This is a genomic window from Paenibacillus sp. JT22N7 (assembly GCF_059383875.1).
The window spans coordinates 673,626-693,132 of sequence record NZ_JBXENY010000002.1; the positions used below are offsets into that span (position 1 = coordinate 673,626).

The 19,507-nt window shown below is 49.1% G+C and carries 19 protein-coding genes; 18 read left to right on the top strand and 1 reads right to left on the bottom strand.

Annotated features, from left to right (window positions below):
* The first annotated feature begins 88 nt into the window (after positions 1-88).
* The 18 genes from AC50Y5_RS07720 (at position 89) to AC50Y5_RS07805 (ending at position 18,803) form a co-directional block, all read left to right on the top strand.
* On the top strand, positions 89-1,834 hold the full coding sequence (locus AC50Y5_RS07720) for an ABC transporter ATP-binding protein (protein WP_494859578.1): 1,746 nt from the start codon (positions 89-91) through the stop codon (positions 1,832-1,834).
* Positions 1,827-3,656, top strand: a complete 1,830-nt coding sequence (locus AC50Y5_RS07725) for an ABC transporter ATP-binding protein (RefSeq protein WP_494859580.1) — start codon at positions 1,827-1,829, stop codon at positions 3,654-3,656. The genes AC50Y5_RS07720 and AC50Y5_RS07725 overlap by 8 nt, the downstream gene beginning before the upstream one ends.
* Before the next feature lie 147 nt (positions 3,657-3,803).
* The gene (locus AC50Y5_RS07730; RefSeq protein WP_056034043.1) at positions 3,804-4,571 is read left to right on the top strand and encodes a VWA domain-containing protein; all 768 of its coding nucleotides are present in this window, start codon (positions 3,804-3,806) and stop codon (positions 4,569-4,571) included.
* A gap of 171 nt (positions 4,572-4,742) precedes the next feature.
* Positions 4,743-5,345 (top strand): TerD family protein, encoded by a 603-nt coding sequence (locus AC50Y5_RS07735; RefSeq protein WP_056034039.1) that lies wholly within the window; start codon positions 4,743-4,745, stop codon positions 5,343-5,345.
* A 36-nt stretch (positions 5,346-5,381) separates the two neighbouring features.
* Positions 5,382-5,957 (top strand): TerD family protein, encoded by a 576-nt coding sequence (locus AC50Y5_RS07740; RefSeq protein WP_056034038.1) that lies wholly within the window; start codon positions 5,382-5,384, stop codon positions 5,955-5,957.
* A gap of 139 nt (positions 5,958-6,096) precedes the next feature.
* Positions 6,097-6,675 carry a TerD family protein gene (locus AC50Y5_RS07745; protein WP_056034033.1) on the top strand — a complete coding sequence of 193 codons (579 nt, stop codon included), beginning with the start codon at positions 6,097-6,099 and terminating at the stop codon, positions 6,673-6,675.
* Positions 6,672-8,042, top strand: a complete 1,371-nt coding sequence (locus tag AC50Y5_RS07750) for a TerD family protein (RefSeq protein WP_494859740.1) — start codon at positions 6,672-6,674, stop codon at positions 8,040-8,042. The genes AC50Y5_RS07745 and AC50Y5_RS07750 overlap by 4 nt, the downstream gene beginning before the upstream one ends.
* A gap of 18 nt (positions 8,043-8,060) precedes the next feature.
* Positions 8,061-8,801, top strand: a complete 741-nt coding sequence (locus AC50Y5_RS07755; RefSeq protein WP_056034027.1) for a TerC family protein — start codon at positions 8,061-8,063, stop codon at positions 8,799-8,801.
* Positions 8,802-8,958: 157 nt separating this feature from the next.
* Entirely contained in the window at positions 8,959-10,164 is a 1,206-nt protein-coding gene (locus AC50Y5_RS07760) for an HpcH/HpaI aldolase/citrate lyase family protein (RefSeq protein ID WP_494859583.1), read from the top strand.
* Complete coding sequence (locus AC50Y5_RS07765; protein ID WP_494859585.1) at positions 10,109-11,542, top strand: phosphoribosyltransferase family protein; 1,434 nt, start codon at positions 10,109-10,111, stop codon at positions 11,540-11,542. Before AC50Y5_RS07760 ends, AC50Y5_RS07765 begins: the two co-directional genes overlap by 56 nt.
* Positions 11,539-12,720, top strand: coding sequence for a cysteine protease StiP family protein (locus AC50Y5_RS07770; RefSeq protein WP_056034024.1), 1,182 nt, complete (start codon positions 11,539-11,541; stop codon positions 12,718-12,720). Before AC50Y5_RS07765 ends, AC50Y5_RS07770 begins: the two co-directional genes overlap by 4 nt.
* The gene (locus AC50Y5_RS07775) at positions 12,717-13,568 is read left to right on the top strand and encodes an HAD family hydrolase (RefSeq protein WP_494859587.1); all 852 of its coding nucleotides are present in this window, start codon (positions 12,717-12,719) and stop codon (positions 13,566-13,568) included. Before AC50Y5_RS07770 ends, AC50Y5_RS07775 begins: the two co-directional genes overlap by 4 nt.
* On the top strand, positions 13,565-14,596 hold the full coding sequence (locus AC50Y5_RS07780) for an ATP-grasp domain-containing protein (RefSeq protein ID WP_494859589.1): 1,032 nt from the start codon (positions 13,565-13,567) through the stop codon (positions 14,594-14,596). The genes AC50Y5_RS07775 and AC50Y5_RS07780 overlap by 4 nt, the downstream gene beginning before the upstream one ends.
* A gap of 37 nt (positions 14,597-14,633) precedes the next feature.
* Positions 14,634-15,314 carry a hypothetical protein gene (locus AC50Y5_RS07785; RefSeq protein WP_442952527.1) on the top strand — a complete coding sequence of 227 codons (681 nt, stop codon included), beginning with the start codon at positions 14,634-14,636 and terminating at the stop codon, positions 15,312-15,314.
* Positions 15,315-15,353: 39 nt separating this feature from the next.
* A complete protein-coding gene (locus AC50Y5_RS07790; protein WP_056034017.1) occupies positions 15,354-16,460 on the top strand; it encodes a toxic anion resistance protein in 1,107 nt (368 codons plus the stop codon).
* A gap of 375 nt (positions 16,461-16,835) precedes the next feature.
* Positions 16,836-17,396: a hypothetical protein gene (locus AC50Y5_RS07795; RefSeq protein WP_056034014.1), complete on the top strand. Its 561-nt coding sequence runs from the start codon at positions 16,836-16,838 to the stop codon at positions 17,394-17,396.
* Positions 17,397-17,442: 46 nt separating this feature from the next.
* On the top strand, positions 17,443-18,069 hold the full coding sequence (locus AC50Y5_RS07800; RefSeq protein ID WP_056034011.1) for an RNA polymerase sigma factor: 627 nt from the start codon (positions 17,443-17,445) through the stop codon (positions 18,067-18,069).
* 59 nt (positions 18,070-18,128) lie between these two features.
* Positions 18,129-18,803, top strand: a complete 675-nt coding sequence (locus AC50Y5_RS07805; protein ID WP_056034008.1) for a TIGR00266 family protein — start codon at positions 18,129-18,131, stop codon at positions 18,801-18,803.
* A gap of 104 nt (positions 18,804-18,907) precedes the next feature.
* On the opposite strand, the gene AC50Y5_RS07810 is transcribed toward AC50Y5_RS07805, so the two are convergent.
* Positions 18,908-19,453 (bottom strand): glutathione peroxidase, encoded by a 546-nt coding sequence (locus AC50Y5_RS07810; protein ID WP_494859592.1) that lies wholly within the window; start codon positions 19,451-19,453, stop codon positions 18,908-18,910.
* Between the last annotated feature and the right edge of the window lie 54 nt (positions 19,454-19,507).

Below are 19,507 nucleotides of genomic sequence, written 5' to 3' on the forward strand. Positions count from 1 at the left end.
TCGTCATTTTCGACCCAAAAGGGGAATAAACTGTTACAATGGATACTATAGCAGTAAATAGTTAGCCGGCAAAGGAGTGATGTGCAGAATGAAAAAAGGGCGGATTTTAGTCGATTTTCTAAGACAAAGCTGGCCTTTGTATGCAGTTGCCGTTCTGCTGCATGTCGCATCCAGTATCATTCAGGTGTTCTTCCCGCAGGTGCTGGGAAGGTTTACGGATGCGCTGCAAAATAACGGTTTATCGAGCGGGCTTATTCAAAACTACAGCCTGCTGCTGCTCGCCATTGGCGCGAGCTATGTTGTGCTGGCTTGTGTGGCGCAATTTCTCATTATGTACATTGGCAGACGTTTTGAGCGATTGACACGCGGCAAGCTGTTTGTGCATTTTACCGGACTTAGCGAACGTTTTTATTCGAAAAATGGCGTCGGCAAGCTGCTGAGCTATGTCGTCAATGACGTCACTGGAGTGAGGGAGTCGATCTCGATGGGCGTCAATCAGACGGCCAGTGCGGTGACGCTGTTTTTCGCCGTCGTGACAATGATGCTTTACAGCGGCATTCCGCTGTTCTTGCTAGCCTCGTCCATCGTGCCGCTGCTGCTGATCCCGTTCATCGTAACGAGATTCGGGCCAGTTATTATGCAGCGCTCCAAAAAAGTGCAGGCCTCGCTCGCTACGATGACCGAGTCAGCGGAGGAGCAGTTCGGGGGCATACGCGTCACGAAGAAGTTTGCTGTTGAATCGGTAATGAATGAGCGGTTTTTCACAACCGTAGATCAAATCAAGGACAACCAGCTTCGTCTGGTCCGGGTATCTTCGATTTTTCAGGCGATTATCCCCTTTCTCGGCGCTTTGTCTTTAATTATAGCCATTTCGTTAGGCGGCTACTTAACGGTGAATGGCGAGCTGTCGCTGGGGCATTTTGTAGCATTGACGCTTTACATACGGATGCTCATGAATCCGCTTCAGCAAATCGGCACTGTGATTAATACGATGCAGCGTTCGCGGGCCTCATTGGAGCGGCTGAACGAGCTGCTGTCAGAAACGCCGGATATTCAGGAAAGCAAGGCGGCTGCATCGCTTGATTTGCATGGCAAGAGCATTCATGTTGCGGGACTGTCTTTTACTTATCCGGGGGCTCGCGAAGCGGCACTGCGCGATATTCAGCTGGACATTCGGCCAGGCATGACGATTGGCATCGTGGGAGCGACCGGCAGCGGCAAGACGACACTTATGAAGCTGCTGCTGCGCACATATGAAGCGCCGATGGGCACCATTCGTTTTGATGGGACGGATATTCGCGACATTACGCTTGAGAGCCTGCGCAGCCAAATTGGCTACGTGCCGCAGGATGGCTTTTTATTCAGCACCTCCATTCGCGATAATATTGCTTTTTCGGATCGGGGGCGTGAAATGGACGCTGTTGAGGAATCGGCAAGGCAGGCGCAAATATTTGAAAATATTATGGCATTTCCCGAGCAGTTCGAGACGAAGCTTGGGGAACGCGGGGTGACGCTGTCCGGCGGGCAGCGCCAGCGAACGAGTCTTGCGAGAGGCTTCATTAAGCAGGCGCCGCTTATGATTTTGGATGACAGTGTCAGCGCTGTCGATGCTGTAACCGAGACGGAAATTATGAATACGGTACGCAGGATGCGCAAAGGGAAAACGACGATTATTGTAGCCCATAGAATTAGTGCGATCAAGCATGCCGATCAAATTATCGTCATGAAGGAAGGGACGATTGCACAGCAAGGAACCCATGCCGAGCTGTCGGCGAAGCCGGGCTTATACGCATCGCTGTGCGCGATTCAGGAGGAGGGAGAAGCAGATGGCTAATTCCATTCGCAATTGGGAAGCTGACCAGAGGGCTGATCAGCAAATGGGTCCAAACCAGCCGAAGCCAGATATAAAATATATGTCGGCATTTCGGGCGTTATCCGCCTTTGCTAAACCCCATAAATGGAGCTTTACGCTAATCTTCTTCTGTACGCTGCTTGCTATAGCGGCGGATTTGCTCCAGCCCTATCTAGTGAAAGTGATTATTGACGATCATTTGATGGCGGGCAAGGGGGAGTATCGCTCCATTATCGGTATAGGAGCCTTGTATTTGGGCTTAGCAGCTATGAGCCTGCTGTTTACCTACCTGCAAAACAATATGCTGCAATACACAGGGCAAAGCATTGTGGCGAAGGTCCGCAAGCAGCTGTTCGAGCACATTTCAAAGCTGTCGATGTCTTATTTTGACCGCACCTCAAGCGGCAGCTTGATTACCCACGTTTCCAGCGATACGGAATCGCTGAATCAGCTGTTCAGCCAAGTGCTGATGAGCGTGCTGCGCGATGGCATGACGCTGGTGTTCATTATATTTTTGATGTTCCAATTGGACGCACAGCTGGCGCTTTATTGCTTGCTTCTGCTGCCGATTATTGCGGGCATCGCCATCGGTTTCCGTTCTTATATGCGCCGGACCTATCAGCGGGCGCGGACGCAGCTCTCCCGGCTCATAGCTTTTACTGCTGAGAACTTAGCCGGAATGAATCTGATCCAGGTTTTTCATCAGGAGAAGGAGCAGCAGCGAGAATTTACGGAGCGCAATGAAGGTTATTTCCGGGCTAATATGAAGGAAGTAAAGACGCAGGTATGGTTTCGCTGCTCCTTCGATATATTAAGTAATCTGTCTATTGCTTTCGTTACGTGGCTTGGCGGCATGGCGGTGCTGAACAAGCAAATCGAGTTCGGCGTCCTTTACGCATTCATTACGTATATTCGCCAGTTTTTCCAGCCGCTTAATACGATTACGCAGCAGTGGAATACGCTGCAATCGGCAACGGTTGCGGTGTCCCGTATCTGGGGCATATTTGCGCTTAAGCCGGAGGTGGAAAACAAGGCGAAGCCGCGTACGCTTGCGAAAGCGCAAGTACGTGGCGATATTGAATTTGATCATGTTGTATTTGGTTACGGCGATCGGACGCCTGTCATTCAGGGCTTGTCGCTGCATATCCGGTCAGGGGAGCGAATTGGCATCGTCGGCACGACAGGGGCAGGCAAAAGCTCGCTGATTAGCCTGCTCTGCCGTTTCTACGATGTTCGCTCTGGCGGCGTGAGGATCGACGGCACGGATGTACGCGATATCGAGCAAGCGCAGCTGCACCGCATTGTCGGCCTCGTCCAACAGGAGCCCTATCTTTATTCTGGCAGCGTGCTGGATAATGTGAGGCTGTTTGATATGGACATTGATGAGGAAACGGTTATGGAGGCGTGCCGCCTAGTTGGGGCAGATGCTATTATCAAGCGGATGAGCGATGGCTATAATACGCGGCTGTCCGAGCGGGGAAGCGGCTTGTCTGCTGGCGAGCGGCAGTTGATTTCCTTTGCCCGGATTATCGTATTTCAGCCGAAAATTCTCATTCTTGACGAAGCGACGGCGAATCTGGATTCGTATAGCGAGCAGCTGCTGGAGCAGGCGCTTGCGATCGTCTCGCGAGGACGGACGACGATTATTATCGCACACCGCCTTTCTACCGTCATGAAGGCTGATCGCATTATTGTGATGCGCAAGGGCGAAATTGCCGAGCAGGGCACGCATGCAGAGCTGGTGAGACGGCATGGGTACTACGAAGAGCTGTATCGCCATTCGCGGGGCAAAGTATTCGCTTGAGCTGATTAAATGAAGCAAAAAATGGGTAATGATAGCGGGTATGCGTTATGTCGAAAAAAGTAAAAAACTAGCAATGCACTTTGGGATTTTTGTCATTTTATATTAGATTTGATATAGTTAACAGTATCAAGCTAAGGAGGGATCTCTTTGAGTATTGATCTAAGGAAGCAAGCGGAAGATAATTTGATTGATTTGAAGAAGAAAGCAACGATTTCCTTAACCAAGCGGGGGCTGAATGGGCAGGTTGCCCGAGTAGCAGCCGTGTTCGATATTTCCGGTTCGATGACGAATTTGTACAGAAGCGGCATTATTCAAAAAACAGCGGAGCGCGCGCTTGCGCTTGCGATGAATTTTGATGATAACGGTGCGGCGGATGTATTCGCTTTTGGACTGAGCAATCATGAAATTGGGGAAATTTATCAAGCGAATTTTTATCAATTTGTAGAGCGGGAAATTACGAGCAAGCATAAGCTTGAGATGGGCACGCAATATGCGGGTGTCATGAAGCAGATCGCAGATTTTTATTATCCAGGGGCGCTGAAGCTTACCCGCAAGGGCGGTTTTCTCGGCTTGGGCGGCCGGACGGAATATGAAATTGATGCATCCAAGATTAAAAATGACCCGCCCGTATATGTCCTATTTTTCACAGATGGGGACAACTCCGACAAAGAGGAGACGCGCGAGCTGATTCGCGGCTTGTCAAGACTTGGGATCTTCTTTCAGTTTGTCGGCATAGGCAATGAGCGTTTCTATTTCTTGGACGAGCTGGACAATCTGGATGGTCGTTATATCGACAATGCAAATTTCCTCAAGGTGAAAAACCTCGATAAAATTTCCGATGACGATTTGTATGACAGCTTGCTTGTTGAGTTTCCGACATGGCTTAAAGAAGCGAAAGAAAAACAATTATTCTAAATAAATGACATGTTAATCCAGTACATTCTTCCCTTTATAAAATCTTTATACGTTTCGCCAAAATTCTCTGAAACTTGTTGGGCGCTACATGCGTAGAAAAGGTAGAATCAAAACGAAAGCCACGGATGACGAAGCTGCTTCGCCTGATGTGGGAAGGAGGTGACCTCGAACATGAGTATTAATCTGGTTAAGGGACAGAAGATTGATTTGACTAAAGGAACCTCCGGTCTTACCAAGCTGATGGTTGGTCTTGGCTGGGACCCAGCGGTGGAAGAGAAGAAAAGCTTCTTCGGAATGGGACGGAAGCAGGCGGCTAACATTGACTGTGACGCTTCGGCTCTAATGCTGAATGCGAGCGGAAAGCTGGCAAGCCGCGAAAGCCTCATCTGCTTCTATAATAAACAGAGTGCCTGCAACTCGGTCATTCACTCGGGTGACAACATTACGGGTGAAGGGGATGGCGATGACGAGCAAATTGGTATCGATTTGGCGAAAGTGCCAGCCGATGTGGAGAAAATTTTAGTCGTTGTCAACATCTATGAAGCGGAAGCAAGAAAGCAGGATTTCGGCATGATCCGCTCGGCTTATATACGGGTCTTAAATGCGAATAATATGCAAGAGCTGGTTAAGTTTAATTTGACGGATAATTACTCCGGCATGACCGCTCTGATTACAGGTGAGCTCTACCGTCACAATGGCGAATGGAAATTCAACGCTATCGGTGAAGGAGCCCAAGCGCCACATATTGATATTTTGGCGGCGCGATACAAGTAATACCCAATCCCATAAAATGAAAAGAGGTTTTTGACAATGGCAATTAACTTATCCAAAGGTCAAAAAGTAGACTTGACGAAAACAAACCCAGGACTTTCCAAAATTTTGGTAGGTCTAGGCTGGGATACGAATAAATATGACGGCGGCGGCCAATTTGACCTCGACGTATCGGTATTTCTTTTGGCAGCTTCGGGTAAAGTAGAAGGCGAGAAAAACTTCGTATTCTACAACAATACTTCCAATGAGAACGGTTCCGTCGTACATACAGGCGACAATCGTACAGGAGAAGGCGACGGAGACGATGAGCAAATCAAAGTAGAACTGGCAACTGTGCCTGCTGATGTAGAAAAAATAGCTTTCGCTATTACGATCTACGATGCAGAGACTCGCAACCAGAACTTTGGACAAGTTTCCAATGCGTACATCCGCATTGTGAACGAAGCGAGCAGCGAAGAATTAATCAAATTCGATCTGGGCGAAGATTTCTCGATCGAAACCGGCGTTGTTGTCGGCGAATTGTATCGTCACAGCGGCGAATGGAAATTCAGCGCAGTCGGCAGCGGCTATAAAGATGGCCTTGGCGGTCTGGCACGCGACTTCGGCTTGAACTAACATTTAAAAGCATAGAAGCAGGGGCAAGTCCTCTTTTCTCGCGTGCGTATGGCGGGAGGGGAGGGCAGGCCCCTTTACAGCTTTTTTTCTACCTATCCAACCTCTATAACATCACTCTTCTAGAAAGCGGGGAAATCATATGTCTATTAACTTGTCTAAAGGCCAACGTATTGATCTCACAAAAACAAATCCAGGATTGACCAAAGTAGTTGTCGGTCTGGGCTGGGATACGAATAAATATGCAGGCGGCAGCGAATTTGACCTTGACGCTTCTGCATTTTTGCTCCATGCTGATGGAAAGGCCAAGGGAGCCGAAGATTTTATTTTCTACAATAATAGAGAAACATACGGCGGGGCTGTGCTGCATACTGGCGACAACCGTACCGGCGAAGGTGAAGGCGACGATGAGCAAGTCATTATCGACTTCAGCAAAGTTCCAGCACATATCGTGCGTATCGGCATAACAGTTACGATACATGATGCTCCTGTTCGCCAACAAAACTTCGGTCAAGTGAGCAGCGCTTTCGTAAGAGTAGTCAATGAGGCGAATAACAATGAAGTGCTTCGTTTTGACCTTGGTGAAGAATTTTCGACGGAAACAGCAGTTGTATTTTGCGAATTTTACCGCCATGAGAACGATTGGAAGTTCCAGGCGATTGGAAGTGGCTTCGCTGGCGGTCTAGCCGATCTTTGCCGCAATTACGGCCTAGAGGTATGACGGTAGCGCTCGTAAAGGGGCAGAAAGCTGATGTAACCAAGTCAAATCCGGGTTTGACCCGGATTACGGCTGCTCTGGGATGGTCAGCCCCTTCCTCCTTCGAAATCGATACTTCCGCTTTTTTGCTAGCTGCAGGCGGCAAGGTGCGAAGTGACAATGATTTGCTGTTTTACGGCAATCCATCGAACGCTTTTTTATCCTATATCGAATCGCCGGGCGGCAATGACCGCAAGCAGTTCAAGATTGATCTTTCCCGTACCGACGCTGCAGTTGAGAAAATCGCCATTACGTTGACCATTTACGATGGGGAAAAACGGAATCAGCAGTTCAGCGGGGTAAACGGCCTATACATACGTTTTCTGAATGAAAGTACGGGCCAGGAACTCATTCGTTATGATCTGCGTGAGCCTTTTTCGGTGGAAAATGCAATTGTTATCGGCGAGCTTTACAGGTACAATCAGGAGTGGAAATTTAATGCGATTGGGGCCGGCTATTCTGGCGGGCTGAAAGACTTATGCGGAAGCTACGGCATTGAAGTGAAGGACGAGCCCAAAGCTCCTGCTGCTCCTACGCCTCCTCCTGCGCCGCCAGTACCGCCTGCACCGCAGACGTCTTCTGCACCACGGAATCCGCTGATTCCGCCAGCGCCTCCTAAACCACAGGAGACGCAAGGCTCGCGCATCGTCATTCCGCCAAGGTCTGGCTCTACGCCAGCTCCTGCACCATCTGCTCCTGCTGCTTCGCAGCAGCCGACTTCAGAAGCGCCGAAAATCAATTTTTCCAAAATTGAGCTGAAGAAGAAGGGCGACGTCATTAATTTGACGAAGCAAAGCGGCGGCTTGGGCGAAATTTTGGTTAACCTCAATTGGAACCAGAAAGCCGGCGGCGGCTTGTTCAAACGTACGGGTATTGATCTTGACCTCGCTTGCATGTATGAGTTGAAAGATGGCAGCAAAGGCGTTATTCAGGCACTTGGCAACAGCTTCGGTTCCCTGAACAGAGCGCCATATGTGATGCTGGATGGCGATGATCGGACAGGCTCAGTGACGACGGGTGAAAATATCCGGATTAACGGAGAGAAAATTAAGGAAATCAAGCGATTGCTCATTTTCACCTTTATTTACAAAGGGGTGACGCGCTGGTCTGAGGCTGATGGAGTCGTCACGCTTAGCCAGCAAGGCGGCCCGGACATTGTCGTTAAGCTGGATGAATACGACAATGGACAGGCGATGTGTGCAATTGCCATGATTACGAATGTGAACAATGAAACGTTCAGCATTGAGCGGATTGTTCGGTATTTTGAAGGGCATCGGAAGCTTGATAGTGCTTTCGATTGGGGTCTCAGCTGGGTTGCAGGAAGCAAATAAAATGGAGGTTAGAATGAAGTGGACTGGCTAACGAATTTTTTCACAAGCATTGTGGAGAACTACGGACATTTCTTTGATTGGGATGCAGTAGTAACTACCCTCTCCGACCCTGTCAGCTGGGGAATTATTGGAACACTGATTATATTGGAAGGACTTTTGTCCGCCGATAATGCGCTCGTGCTCGCTGTTATGGTTAAGCATTTACCAAAGGAACAGCAAAAGAGAGCGTTGTTTTACGGTATTTTGGGCGCTTATATTTTCAGGTTTCTGGCGATTGGTTTCGGTACGTATTTGGTTACGTTCACAGCCGTCAAATTCCTAGGCGCGGCTTATCTCTTGTACATCGCTTATAAAGGATTGTTCAAGGGCGGCGGCGAAGACAGTGTTGAAAACAAAGGGCAATCGTTCTGGAGAACGGTTATCGCTGTAGAATTAATGGATATTGCATTCAGTATCGATAGCGTTATCGCGGCATTTGGCGTCAGCAAGGAAGTATGGGTATTGTTCCTTGGCGGTATTCTCGGCGTTCTGATGATGCGCGGCGTGGCCCAAGTATTCCTCAAGCTGATTGAGAAAATTCCTGAGCTGGAAAAAACGGCATTTTTCCTCATTGCGTTAATCGCAGTTAAAATGATTTTGGGGGCCTTCCATATCGAAATCCCTCACATCTACTTCTTTGCCCTAATTGGCCTATTGTTTGGCGGTACGATCGTACTAAGCCTGATGAGACAAAAGAAGGGTACTTCAAACAGCAACTAAAGCTTGTTTAAATAGCGGTTTATGCGGGTAATGATCCCTTAATCCCTCCTGGTTAAAGGGGGGATTATTTTTTTTATGAATAGATCGCGCATTTGGCGATCGGGGCCGAGTAATTGGAACAGTGTCGATTACTGGAATGAATCAGGAGGAAACCGGAATGCGATACTTTGATTATTTTACCTGGGAGGAAGAAGAAGCGGTTTTCTTCTCGGCACCTACCCCATTCGATCATACGACGGAGCGGGAGCTTCTCGCTTATGCCGTCGGAGCTGCTTTGTATTGTCCGGCTACCCGCCAAACGATTTCCGAAGATATTTTAAACCGCAAGCATGAAGGTTTGACGACGATGGTCATTGACCTGGAGGATGCGGTTGGCGACCATTTGGTGGAAATGGCAGAGGACTCTCTGCTGCAGCAAATTTTTCGGTTATCCTCTTTTTTGAAAATTGGCTCTTTATCGCGCGATCATCTTCCTCTACTATTCATTCGCATTCGCAGCGCGCAGCAGCTTGCCCGCATTATAGAGCGGCTGGAAGAAAAGATCAGCCTGATTACCGGCTTTATTTTTCCAAAATTTACAGCGGCAAACGGTGAAGCCTATTTTAGTCAAATCGCTGCATTTAACCGTCAGCAAAGTGATGGTTCGCCGGTGCTTTATGGGCTGCCCATACTAGAAACGCCTGCTATCATTTATCGTGAGACACGCCTGGAGGAATTGCTGGCCATTAAGCAGCTTCTCGATCGTTATCAGCGTTATGTGCTCAATGTGCGTATTGGAGCGACAGACTTCTCCAGTTTATTTGGCCTGCGCCGCAGCAAAACCATGACCATATACGATATTCTTCCTGTTCGGGATTGTATGGCGGATATTATAAATATATTTGGGCGAATGGAAGCCTCTTATGTCATCTCGGGACCCGTATGGGAATACTTTTCGAGCAGCAAGCAGGCTTCTGTCCCTTCATTATTTCCTCTACAGCCAGAGCAACTGTCTGGAAAAGGAGAGCGCTGGCCCCTGCGGCATTCGGCAGCACTAGAAACGGATGGCCTGCTGCGCGAAGTCATGATGGATAAGGAAAACGGCATTATTGGCAAAACGATTATCCACCCGTCGCATATTCGGCCGGTGCAATCGCTCTATGCGGTGACGTATGAAGAATATATTGATGCACAAAGCATTATTGCCAGCCATAACGGCTATGTCGGCGTACTCAAGAGCGATTATGCCAATAAGATGAATGAAGTGAAACCCCATATGAATTGGGCTAATCGCGTAATGGCAAGATCAAAAATATACGGGGTGCTGCATGAAGAACAACATTTTATCGCCTTACTCGCAAGCCAGGAGCAAGCATACGTATAACATTGTAGATGATCTTAAGGTATCGGTAACGGTAACAGCAAATCCATTCGGATTATCCCCGGATACGCTGTTTGCCATGGCAGCGCGCATGAACAAGAAGCGGGCCTTTCTGTTTGTCAGCAAAGTACTGGGCAAGCATCTTCCTGTTAATCCTTATACTTCGCTGCTTAGCGGCGCAGCATTGTCTCTGCTGCTTTATAAAAGGTACGCTGCGGATGAACAGCAGCATGCTCTGGCTAATGAACTGCTGGATGCCGCTATCGAAGGTTTGACTAAACCGGGACGTTCAGAGCAGGTGTATCATCAAGTGATTGAAGCTAATCTAAAGCTGCCTGAGCAAGCGCTGTTTATCGGTTTTGCAGAAACAGCAACAGCACTTGGGCATAGCATGTATCGCGTGTTCAGTGAGGACTGTACCTATCTTCATACGACTAGGGAGCAGATTCCGGCGATAGAATCGCTCATTAGCTTTGAAGAGGAGCATTCCCACGCGGTTGCACATCGCTGCTACGCTTTGGATGCGGCCTTTTTTAACGGTAACGAGCCGATCGTTCTCGTCGATGATGAGCTCACGACTGGTAAAACAGCCTTGAACATAATACGGGATATCCAAAGGCAATTTCCCCGTCAACAATATATAGTAGCATCGCTGCTCGATTGGAGAACTGAAGCGGATGAGCAGCGTTTTGTGGAAGCCGCACAGGAGCTTGGCGTATCGATTGAAGTATTGTCGCTGATGAAAGGCGTAATTAGGGCGGAAGGCAGCTCGCCCGAGCAGGTAGCGGCCAGCGCTCAGACTCAGGCTGTAACATTTGCGAGCGGTCGCTTGAATAAAGTGTATTTTGACGAGCTGTTCGAGCTCGCATCCTACAGCTCGGTTGATTCAGCAGGAGCTGTGAATGCTTCGCCTTATTTGGCAGGAACGGGACGCTTCGGCGTTCGCTCCAGCGAGAATGGGACGCTGGATGCAAGCATTGCAGAGGCTGGGGCTAAGCTGAGAAGCTTTAGAGTGGGTGAGCGTACATTATGCCTAGGCACAGGCGAGTTTATGTATATACCGATGCGAATAGCGGCGGAGCTGGGGCAGGGTGTATGCTACCACTCAACGACGAGAAGCCCGGTTCATCCCATTGACAAGCCAGATTATGCGATTAAATCGGGACAAGCGTTTCCATCACCGGAAGATGAGCAGGTGAGGAACTTTTTTTATAATGTCGGTGCCTTGCAATACGACGATTGCTTTATTTTTGCAGAGCGCGACTGGCCGGAGGATCGTCTTGCTCCATTGCTGTCGGCGCTGCAAGCATGCGGATTCCAGCAAATCAATGTCATTATTTGCGGTCCATCAAAGGGCAGTCATAAGGAGGAAAAGGCATGAGCAGAAGCTTGCTTGAACAACGGTTGCAAAAACCGATCGGGGCTCCGAAGCCGCTTGGCAGCTATAAGCCGTCCGACGTCGTTTTTCTATTGAAGGATTTGAGTGATGTGCAGCTGGAGCGGGGAACCGAGGATCGTGAGGAAGCGATCCAATCCGGCGTGCATTATTCGGAAATGCTGCCTGTAGAATACCAGCCGACGCCGGAATACATCCAGCTGTTTCACCAGACATTGACGGAATCTGCAAAGCGGGTAGCATTGGCTGCTGGCATCGTAGCCGAACAGGTAGTGGCGCGCAGCGGCAAGCACACGGTGCTCGTTTCTTTAGCGAGAGCGGGCACGCCAATCGGCATTCTGATGAAGCGCTACATAGCAGAGCGATGTGGGCTTGATGTGCCGCACTACAGCATCTCGATCATTCGCGGCAAGGGCATTGATGAAAATGCGCTGCTTTATATTTTGCAGCAGCATGGTCCGGAGGCAAAGCTTCAATTCGTGGATGGCTGGACGGGAAAAGGCGCCATTACTCAAGTGTTGATTGAAGCTTGCAAGACATTCAAGCAGAAGTACGGCACCCAGCTGGATGCGGAGCTTGCGGTACTGGCAGATCCTGCTTGCAGCTCAAGCATATTCGGCACCCGCGAGGATTTCCTCATTCCGAGTGCTTGCCTTAATTCTACCGTGTCCGGGCTGATGAGCCGCACGGTACTGCGCGGCGATATCATTGGGCCGGATGATTTTCACGGGGCGAAGTTTTATAAGGAATGGATGAAGGAGGATCTATCCAATCATTTCATCGATACGGTATCCGCGTATTTCAGCCAAATCTCACAGCAGGCGAAGCAGGAAGCTGTGAAGCTGATGAACGAGAAGGCTGAGGTAACTTGGCAGGGGCTGAAGGATATTAAAGCGATTCAAAAGCTTTACGGCATCGAGGATATTAATTTGGTGAAGCCGGGCGTTGGGGAGACGACACGGGTGCTGCTGCGGCGCGTGCCTTGGAAAATTCTCGTTGACCGCCTGGACAACCCGGGGCTCCAGCATATTTTGCTGCTGGCAAGCGATCGCGGCGTTCCAGTGGAAGTATTTCCTGAACTGACGTATTCCTGCTGCGGCATTATTAAATCGAAAAATAAAAAGGCGGATATTGCTGCTTCCGCCGAGGAGGAAGCTGTATGATTTTCGCCAGTGATCTTGATCAGACGCTCATTTATTCCACGAGATCGATGGGACTGGATGGTGCGGAGGGCTCGGGGCTTGTGATGCCCGCAGAAACGAAGGATGGTCAAGTGCTGTCGTATTTTTTGACGGAAATGCTGCCGCTGCTGCAAGCTATTGCGCAGGAGGTTCATTTTATTCCAGTAACGACCCGGACGATGGAGCAGTACAACCGAATTGAGCTGTTCCGCGACCATATAGCGCCAACCTATGCGGTGACGAGCAATGGCGGCAATATTTTGGTGAATGGCGTAAGGAACGAAGAATGGAGCACGCATATCCAGAAGCTTATTGCGGCTAGTGCGGCTCCGGCGGAAGAAATTAAAGCGATCTTCGATGAGGTGGCGAGTACGGATTGGATTCATGGCGAGCGTTATTGCGATGAGCTTTTTTTCGCCTACGTCATTGATCGCGAGCGGATGCCAACCGAGCAGGTGAGCCGTGCTGTGGAACGAATTACGGCGCTTGGCTGGAAAGTGTCGGTACAAGGACGCAAAATTTATCTCGTGCCAAATGAGGTGAGCAAAAGCGCGGCGCTCTTGCATTTGAAGCAGCAGCTTGGAGCGACGGTCGTTGCTGCCTCCGGTGATTCCTTGCTGGACCAGTGCCTGCTAGATGCGGCAAGTCATGCGATTGCCCCAAGGCACGGCGAGCTGTTTCGCCAGGAGCAGCGCGAACCGGGAAATTTGGCTTACACGTTTACAACGCATTCGGGCATTATGGCTTCGCAGCAAATTTTGGACTTTGTGTCCACTGTCATGGCTGAATTTAAGACAGCAGCAGCAGTCGAAAGGAAGGCAAACGTATGAGCAACGTAACAAAAGTATGGTTCAACCGTTGGTTTTCGGTCGCTTATCATTATATGAATGCGATTCGTAACAATAGCGACGGAGCAGCCTTTGAGCTGTACGGCACGCATTCCGATCCGAAGCATATGTCGCTGCAAGCTTGCGATGTGGCGGAGGTTGAGCCGCCCTTTAAAGGCGAGGCTTATGTTGATTTTTGCATTGATTTCTGTTTGAGGTATAAAATAGATGTGTTCGTCCCAAGACTGAATATGCTGGATATTGTGAAGAGCATCAAGCGTTTTGATGAAATAGGCGTTAAAGTCGTCGTCTGCCAGGATGAGGAGCTGCTCGGCAAGCTGATGGTCAAGGATCAGTTTTATGAATCGGTGAGCGAGAGCGGCATTATGGTCATTCCTGATTATCATGTCGTTTCAACGGCAGAGCAGTTTAAGGCGGCCTACGACGATTTGGTATCAAAAGGGCATCGCGTTTGCTTTAAGCCAACGGATGGCGAAGGTGGACAAGGCTTCCGCATCATTGACAATGAGCGCGACAAGCTGGCGGATTTATTCGGTTCCGTGTCGCGTGCGCTGCCGTTTGAAGAGGTGTACCGTACCTTAGCGACCGTCCCGCAGTTTGGTGATTTAATGGTGATGGAGCTGCTTGACGGGTTTGAATACAGTATTGATTGCCTAGCTGCGCCAAATGGGGAGCTGCTTGCCGCAGTTCCGCGCCGTAAAGCGGGCGGCCGTCTGCGTCTGCTGGACAATGTGCCGGAATTAATGGAAATTGCCCAGAGGGTTTCAGAAACGTACAAAATCCCTTACAATTATAATATACAAATGAAATACAAAAATGGAGTGCCCAAGCTTCTGGAGATTAATCCGCGGATGTCTGGCGGTCTCCATGTTTCCTGTCTGAGCGGCATCAACTTTCCTTATCTGGCGGTCAAGCTGGCGCTTGGAGGAGAAGTGGGCAAGCTGACGCCTGAGTATGGCGTACTGGCGAGCCACGTTGAGCAGCCGATGCGTTTGACAGCATTCGAATAGAAGCGAGTGGCACAGCAGGTTGGAGGGTGAGAGAGTGATTCAAAAACGCTCGATTATCGGAGCGGCAATGGGACTTGTTATTGCCGCTGCAACAAGCTGGCTGCTGCCAGAATTTATAACGGTGCTTATCCCTGTCGCAGCTACACTCGTAGGTGTCGTGCTCGATGAGAAGCGGCTGCTGCGCAAAACCAATATTATCGATGCAATTCCGTCGCCAGCCCGTGCTTCTTCTGAGCCTGGGCAGCTGCCAGAAGCATTGCAGCCTTCTTCCTCTGGCGGAGGCGGGGCATTTGCATCTGCACCAGCACCGGCGATTAGCCCGATATTTGATCCCGTGCTGGAGTATTTGGAAGTGCTGGAGGATATGGTTATATCCGAAGGGCAGAAAAATACGCTGGACAATGAAATTGTGGAAAAGTCCTGTTCGCTTTTTCTCCGTTTGCACCGGGTATTGCCGCTCTTGACTGAACTGAATAATGATGAAATTAATCATACGGTCAGACGGCTGGTGCTCAAGGAGCTGAACAGCGTCATCAATCCTTTCTTAAGGCTGAGCGGCGACGCCAAAACGAAAAACCGCCGTATTTTGCTAAATGGTCTGAGGGATATTAATACAAAAATTTCGGAAATTGTTGCAACGATTGAACACAAGGATTTGATGGAGCTGCAAACCAAGGCGGAGGTTATTCACAAACGCTACAACTACTCGGAGTTTTAATGGCCTATTAGATTGAAAATCCGTGGGGAGGGAACTTGAGTGTCCATACAAACGATTCAATTGAAAAAAGAAGACGAGCAGAAGGCCGTCCAGGAAGCGGCCGTCATTATTCAGAAGGTAGCGCAGGCCGATACGCTCTCACTCGATGGCTTAATGGACGAGATGGGCAAGCTGGGCGCCAAGACGCAGGAGCGTGCGGGCGCGACACTTAAGCAGCTGGAACGTCCGGTCGCCACCCTCATGTCAGGCGGGTCCAGCCAAGTATCGAATCTGATTTTGTCTCTGCGTAATGAATGCGAATCTTTGCAGCAAAGTAAAAACGTCGGCTTTATCGGCAAGCTGATCCGCAAGTCGCCCGTGAAAAACTACGTTTATAAATATCAGTCCGTGCGGACGAATATTGATGCGATTGTGCAGGGGCTGCGGGACGGCAAGGATGGCCTTGAGGAGAGCATTGTGAATATGCGTACGCTCAAGCGCAGCTCGCTTGAGGAAATTTATTCGCTGCAAGAGAAGATCGCCATGGGCAACAAGCTCAAGGAGCTGTTCGAAGCGGAAATCGCCAAGCCGGAAAATGAGCAGCGCAAAACGTATCTGGAGCGTGGCTTGCGTAAAGTCGTCACCCGCATCCAGTCGATGACCGAGGATATACTGCTGTTCAATCAGGCGGTTGCTGCGACGGACATCGTCAATGACAACAGCGACAAGCTGATTGATGCGGTCAACAACAGCATCTATAAAGCGTCTAATCTGATTACGGTGTCGGCGATGATCACGCTCGCTATCGAGGATCAGTTAAAAATCGCAAATGCAGTCGAGAGTGTAAACAGCACGATTGAAGACCAGTTCAAGCGCAACGCAGAGCTGCTCAAAACGTCAACGGAAAAGTCGGCGGAGCTGCTCAAAAAACCAGCGATGTCGCTGGAGGCTGTCAACACGGCGATTGCCGACCTGATTACAGCGCTCGACACATCGGAGAAATCCAATCGCGACATTATCGCGACCTGCAAAACCCACACGGAGAAGCTGGCGCAAATTAACCAAAGCATGTCGAAGCGTCTCGGCTTGGAAACAGGCGGACAATCGCAAGCGGCCATTAGCAGCGGAGCTGCTGGCGGAAACGACATAGACAGGCTGCTCAGCTAAATATAGCAAGAGGCTCGTTCTATTTTAACAACGATACACATAGATGGCGCCACTCATTCATAGGCTTAACAAAAGCGATGGAATGAGAGGATGGTTGTCTTTGATTGCAGTAGGCACGCTCGGCTTATTGATTGTAACGTTGATTATCGTTGCCACCAGCGAACGGGTAGAGGCCATTTTAGAGCAGCATAACCAATTATAATCGTGGGCAGGGCCGTATTTTCTGTAGTACAGGAAGATGCGGCCATTGTTATCGTTCTATGGAAAACGAGAATAGAGTCGAATTTTATATAATATTAGCGTAATGGCGGATCATTTGGTAAAATTGACTTATCGGAAGAATTCGGGCCTGCTGCTCGTATGGAGGGAACGATAATGTTGGATTTTTCATTTGAGATGCTGGATGAACATACAATAAACGTAGAATACGTTTTTGGCAGCGAGAAATTTATATTTAATTTATTTTATTCGAATGATAATTGGACCATACATCCCTTCGATGGCATCTTACTTAAAAATCGAGATTTGTGTCGCAGCGTTATGAGCGATTTATTTCAAAACAAGTCGTTCCAAATTATGCTCGCGAAAGAAAATATTATTTTATCGTCGATTCGTTCCTCGGTTAATCTGAATCCTTACGAGGAAGAGGAGGAAGTGCCGGAGCCGGAAAGGCTGCGGGGTGAGCGTTACGGCGGTGATGGGGGCGGCGGCCGCGCCGAGCGGAGCGAGCTGGATGATTTCATTAACAGCCACACACTGGATGAAATTTTGGAGCTGGAGCGCAGCTTCATTGAGGAGCGGACAACCCTTTTCAAATCGGTGCTGCAGAAAATGTTTATGGATGGCCTTGGGCCGGGAGACAGTGAATTTAATCAAATTCAGGAGCTTGTGAAGGCGTATAAGAGGGCGGGCGAGGATATCGCCAAAATTCGGTAATGCCAATGTTAAAGTCTATTATCCTATTTAAGTTTGGAGAGAAATTATGGATGCTTCCCAGTTAGCGGTTCGGATCAAAGAGAAGGACCCGTTGGTTTTCGCGGAAATTACAAAGGTCTATTATGATAGGCTGTTTTCAACTGCTTATAGGATGCTTGGCAGCCGTCAGGAAAGCGAGGATGTTCTGCAAGAGACGTTTATTCGCCTCTTGACGAATATCGATAAGTTCGACCCTTCGAAAAACTTCACGACCTGGATTTTTCAAATTACGATTAACTTATGTATTGATACGCTCAGAAAACGCAAGACGCGCCGAAGCGTCTCTTTGGATGCAGAGCCGGATTATTTTATGTCGCAATGGCCGCTTAAGGAAACGCTGCCGAGCTTGGATAAAGGGCCGGAGCATGTGTATTTGGAGCAGGAGCTGTCCGAGGAGCTATCCGAAGTGATGAAGGGACTGTCTGACAAGGATCGCGAGCTGGTTGTGAAGCGATATTTTTACGATATGTCGCTGGATGAAATTAGCCAAGAAACACAGGTTCCTGTCGGCACTATTAAGTCACGGTTATTTCGCGTGCGTCAGCTATTGAAGAAAAAATGGAGCATACTAAATTTGCGTGGTGCTTCCTTGAAATTTCTTAGCAGCATGATGATGAGTGGGCCGCTTTTTTAGAAAGCGTCCCAACATCGGCAAGCTTGAGGCAGTACGAATGATCGGAGGAATAAATTGAAATGAGACATGAAATTTTATATCGCGGCGCTTTTCCCTTATTGAAGGTGCAGTTGGAGCGCGGCGAGACGATTAAAGCAGAGTCGGGTGCGATGGTATCGATGTCGCCAAACCTGGAGCTGAAAGGTACGCTCGATGGCGGCATTATGCGCGGCCTTGGACGGATGCTGAGCGGCGAGAAGTTTTTCTTTCAAGAGCTGTCTGCCACACGGGGCCCAGGCGAAGCATTGCTTGCTTCTGCAGCGATTGGCGATATTGAATCGATTGAGCTTGATGGGTCGTACAAGCTGTATGTGCAGAAGGATGGTTTCTTGGCTGGAACGCCAGGCATTGAGGTTAACACGAAGATGCAAAACCTGGCGAAAGGTTTCTTGTCGGGCGAGGGCTTCTTTATTGTTGAAATTAGCGGCAAAGGAACGGTGTTTCTTTCCTCCTACGGCACGATTCATGCCGTGCAGCTTGCTGCAGGCGAGGAAGTTATCATTGATAACGGACATCTGGTTGCATGGCCTGATTATATGGATTACCGGATCGAGAAGGCTGCTAACGGCTGGTTGTCCAGCATTACAAGTGGCGAAGGCATTGTGTGCCGGTTCCGTGGCGAAGGCGTCGTCCTGATTCAAACGAGAAATCCGAAAAGCTTCGGCGGCTGGATTAATCAGTTTATTCCAAAGTGATGAAACAATGGTACATAGACGAATCGGCTCGAAGGTCGCAGGATTGTGAAAAAGCAAGGCATTTAGCTCGGATGGACGAGCTAAGCGCCTTGCTTTTCATTTTTTTAAAGCAATGCTCTTATCGCTGAATCAAGCTCCGGCGGTAGTACAGTCGGCTCAAAACGGCCTGCTACTTGACCTCTGCGATCAATGAGAAACTTAGAAAAATTCCACTTGATTCCATCTCCAGCATGGAGCTCGGGGTATTTTTCACGTAAAAACTGGTCCAGCCACTTGCCGTTCGGGGTTCGCATATCGAAACCGTGAAACGGAGCTTCGCTCACTAAATAGTGAAATAAAGGATGAGCTGTTTCGCCTCGAACGTCCACCTTGCTGAGCAGGGGGAACGTAACGCCAAAGTTTTGTTCGCAATAGGCTTTTACTTCAGCATCGCTGCCCGGTTCTTTGTCATTAAATTGATTGCAGGGGAAAGCGAGTATCTCCAATCCCTGTTGGTGATGGGTTTCGTAAAGCTGCTGGAGCGCGTCAAATTGGCTGGAATAACCGCATTTACTCGCCGTATTAACAATGAGAACAACCTTCCCCTGATAGGCTGCCCAATCTAGCCATTCTCCGTTTATCGTTTTAACTTGAAAGTCATAGATGGACAAGTTGATCGCTCCCTTCGACGCTATACAACCCATCATAGGACAAATTCACTTATT

Coding starts and splice junctions, on each gene's coding strand:
- AC50Y5_RS07745 (WP_056034033.1), top strand. CDS start 6,097: ATGTCTATTAACTTGTCTAAAGGCCAACGTATTGATCTCACAAAAACA.
- AC50Y5_RS07775 (WP_494859587.1), top strand. CDS start 12,717: ATGATTTTCGCCAGTGATCTTGATCAGACGCTCATTTATTCCACGAGA.
- AC50Y5_RS07805 (WP_056034008.1), top strand. CDS start 18,129: ATGAGACATGAAATTTTATATCGCGGCGCTTTTCCCTTATTGAAGGTG.
- AC50Y5_RS07800 (WP_056034011.1), top strand. CDS start 17,443: ATGGATGCTTCCCAGTTAGCGGTTCGGATCAAAGAGAAGGACCCGTTG.
- AC50Y5_RS07720 (WP_494859578.1), top strand. CDS start 89: ATGAAAAAAGGGCGGATTTTAGTCGATTTTCTAAGACAAAGCTGGCCT.
- AC50Y5_RS07765 (WP_494859585.1), top strand. CDS start 10,109: ATGAAGAACAACATTTTATCGCCTTACTCGCAAGCCAGGAGCAAGCAT.
- AC50Y5_RS07760 (WP_494859583.1), top strand. CDS start 8,959: ATGCGATACTTTGATTATTTTACCTGGGAGGAAGAAGAAGCGGTTTTC.
- AC50Y5_RS07740 (WP_056034038.1), top strand. CDS start 5,382: ATGGCAATTAACTTATCCAAAGGTCAAAAAGTAGACTTGACGAAAACA.
- AC50Y5_RS07725 (WP_494859580.1), top strand. CDS start 1,827: ATGGCTAATTCCATTCGCAATTGGGAAGCTGACCAGAGGGCTGATCAG.
- AC50Y5_RS07735 (WP_056034039.1), top strand. CDS start 4,743: ATGAGTATTAATCTGGTTAAGGGACAGAAGATTGATTTGACTAAAGGA.
- AC50Y5_RS07750 (WP_494859740.1), top strand. CDS start 6,672: ATGACGGTAGCGCTCGTAAAGGGGCAGAAAGCTGATGTAACCAAGTCA.
- AC50Y5_RS07770 (WP_056034024.1), top strand. CDS start 11,539: ATGAGCAGAAGCTTGCTTGAACAACGGTTGCAAAAACCGATCGGGGCT.
- AC50Y5_RS07795 (WP_056034014.1), top strand. CDS start 16,836: ATGTTGGATTTTTCATTTGAGATGCTGGATGAACATACAATAAACGTA.
- AC50Y5_RS07780 (WP_494859589.1), top strand. CDS start 13,565: ATGAGCAACGTAACAAAAGTATGGTTCAACCGTTGGTTTTCGGTCGCT.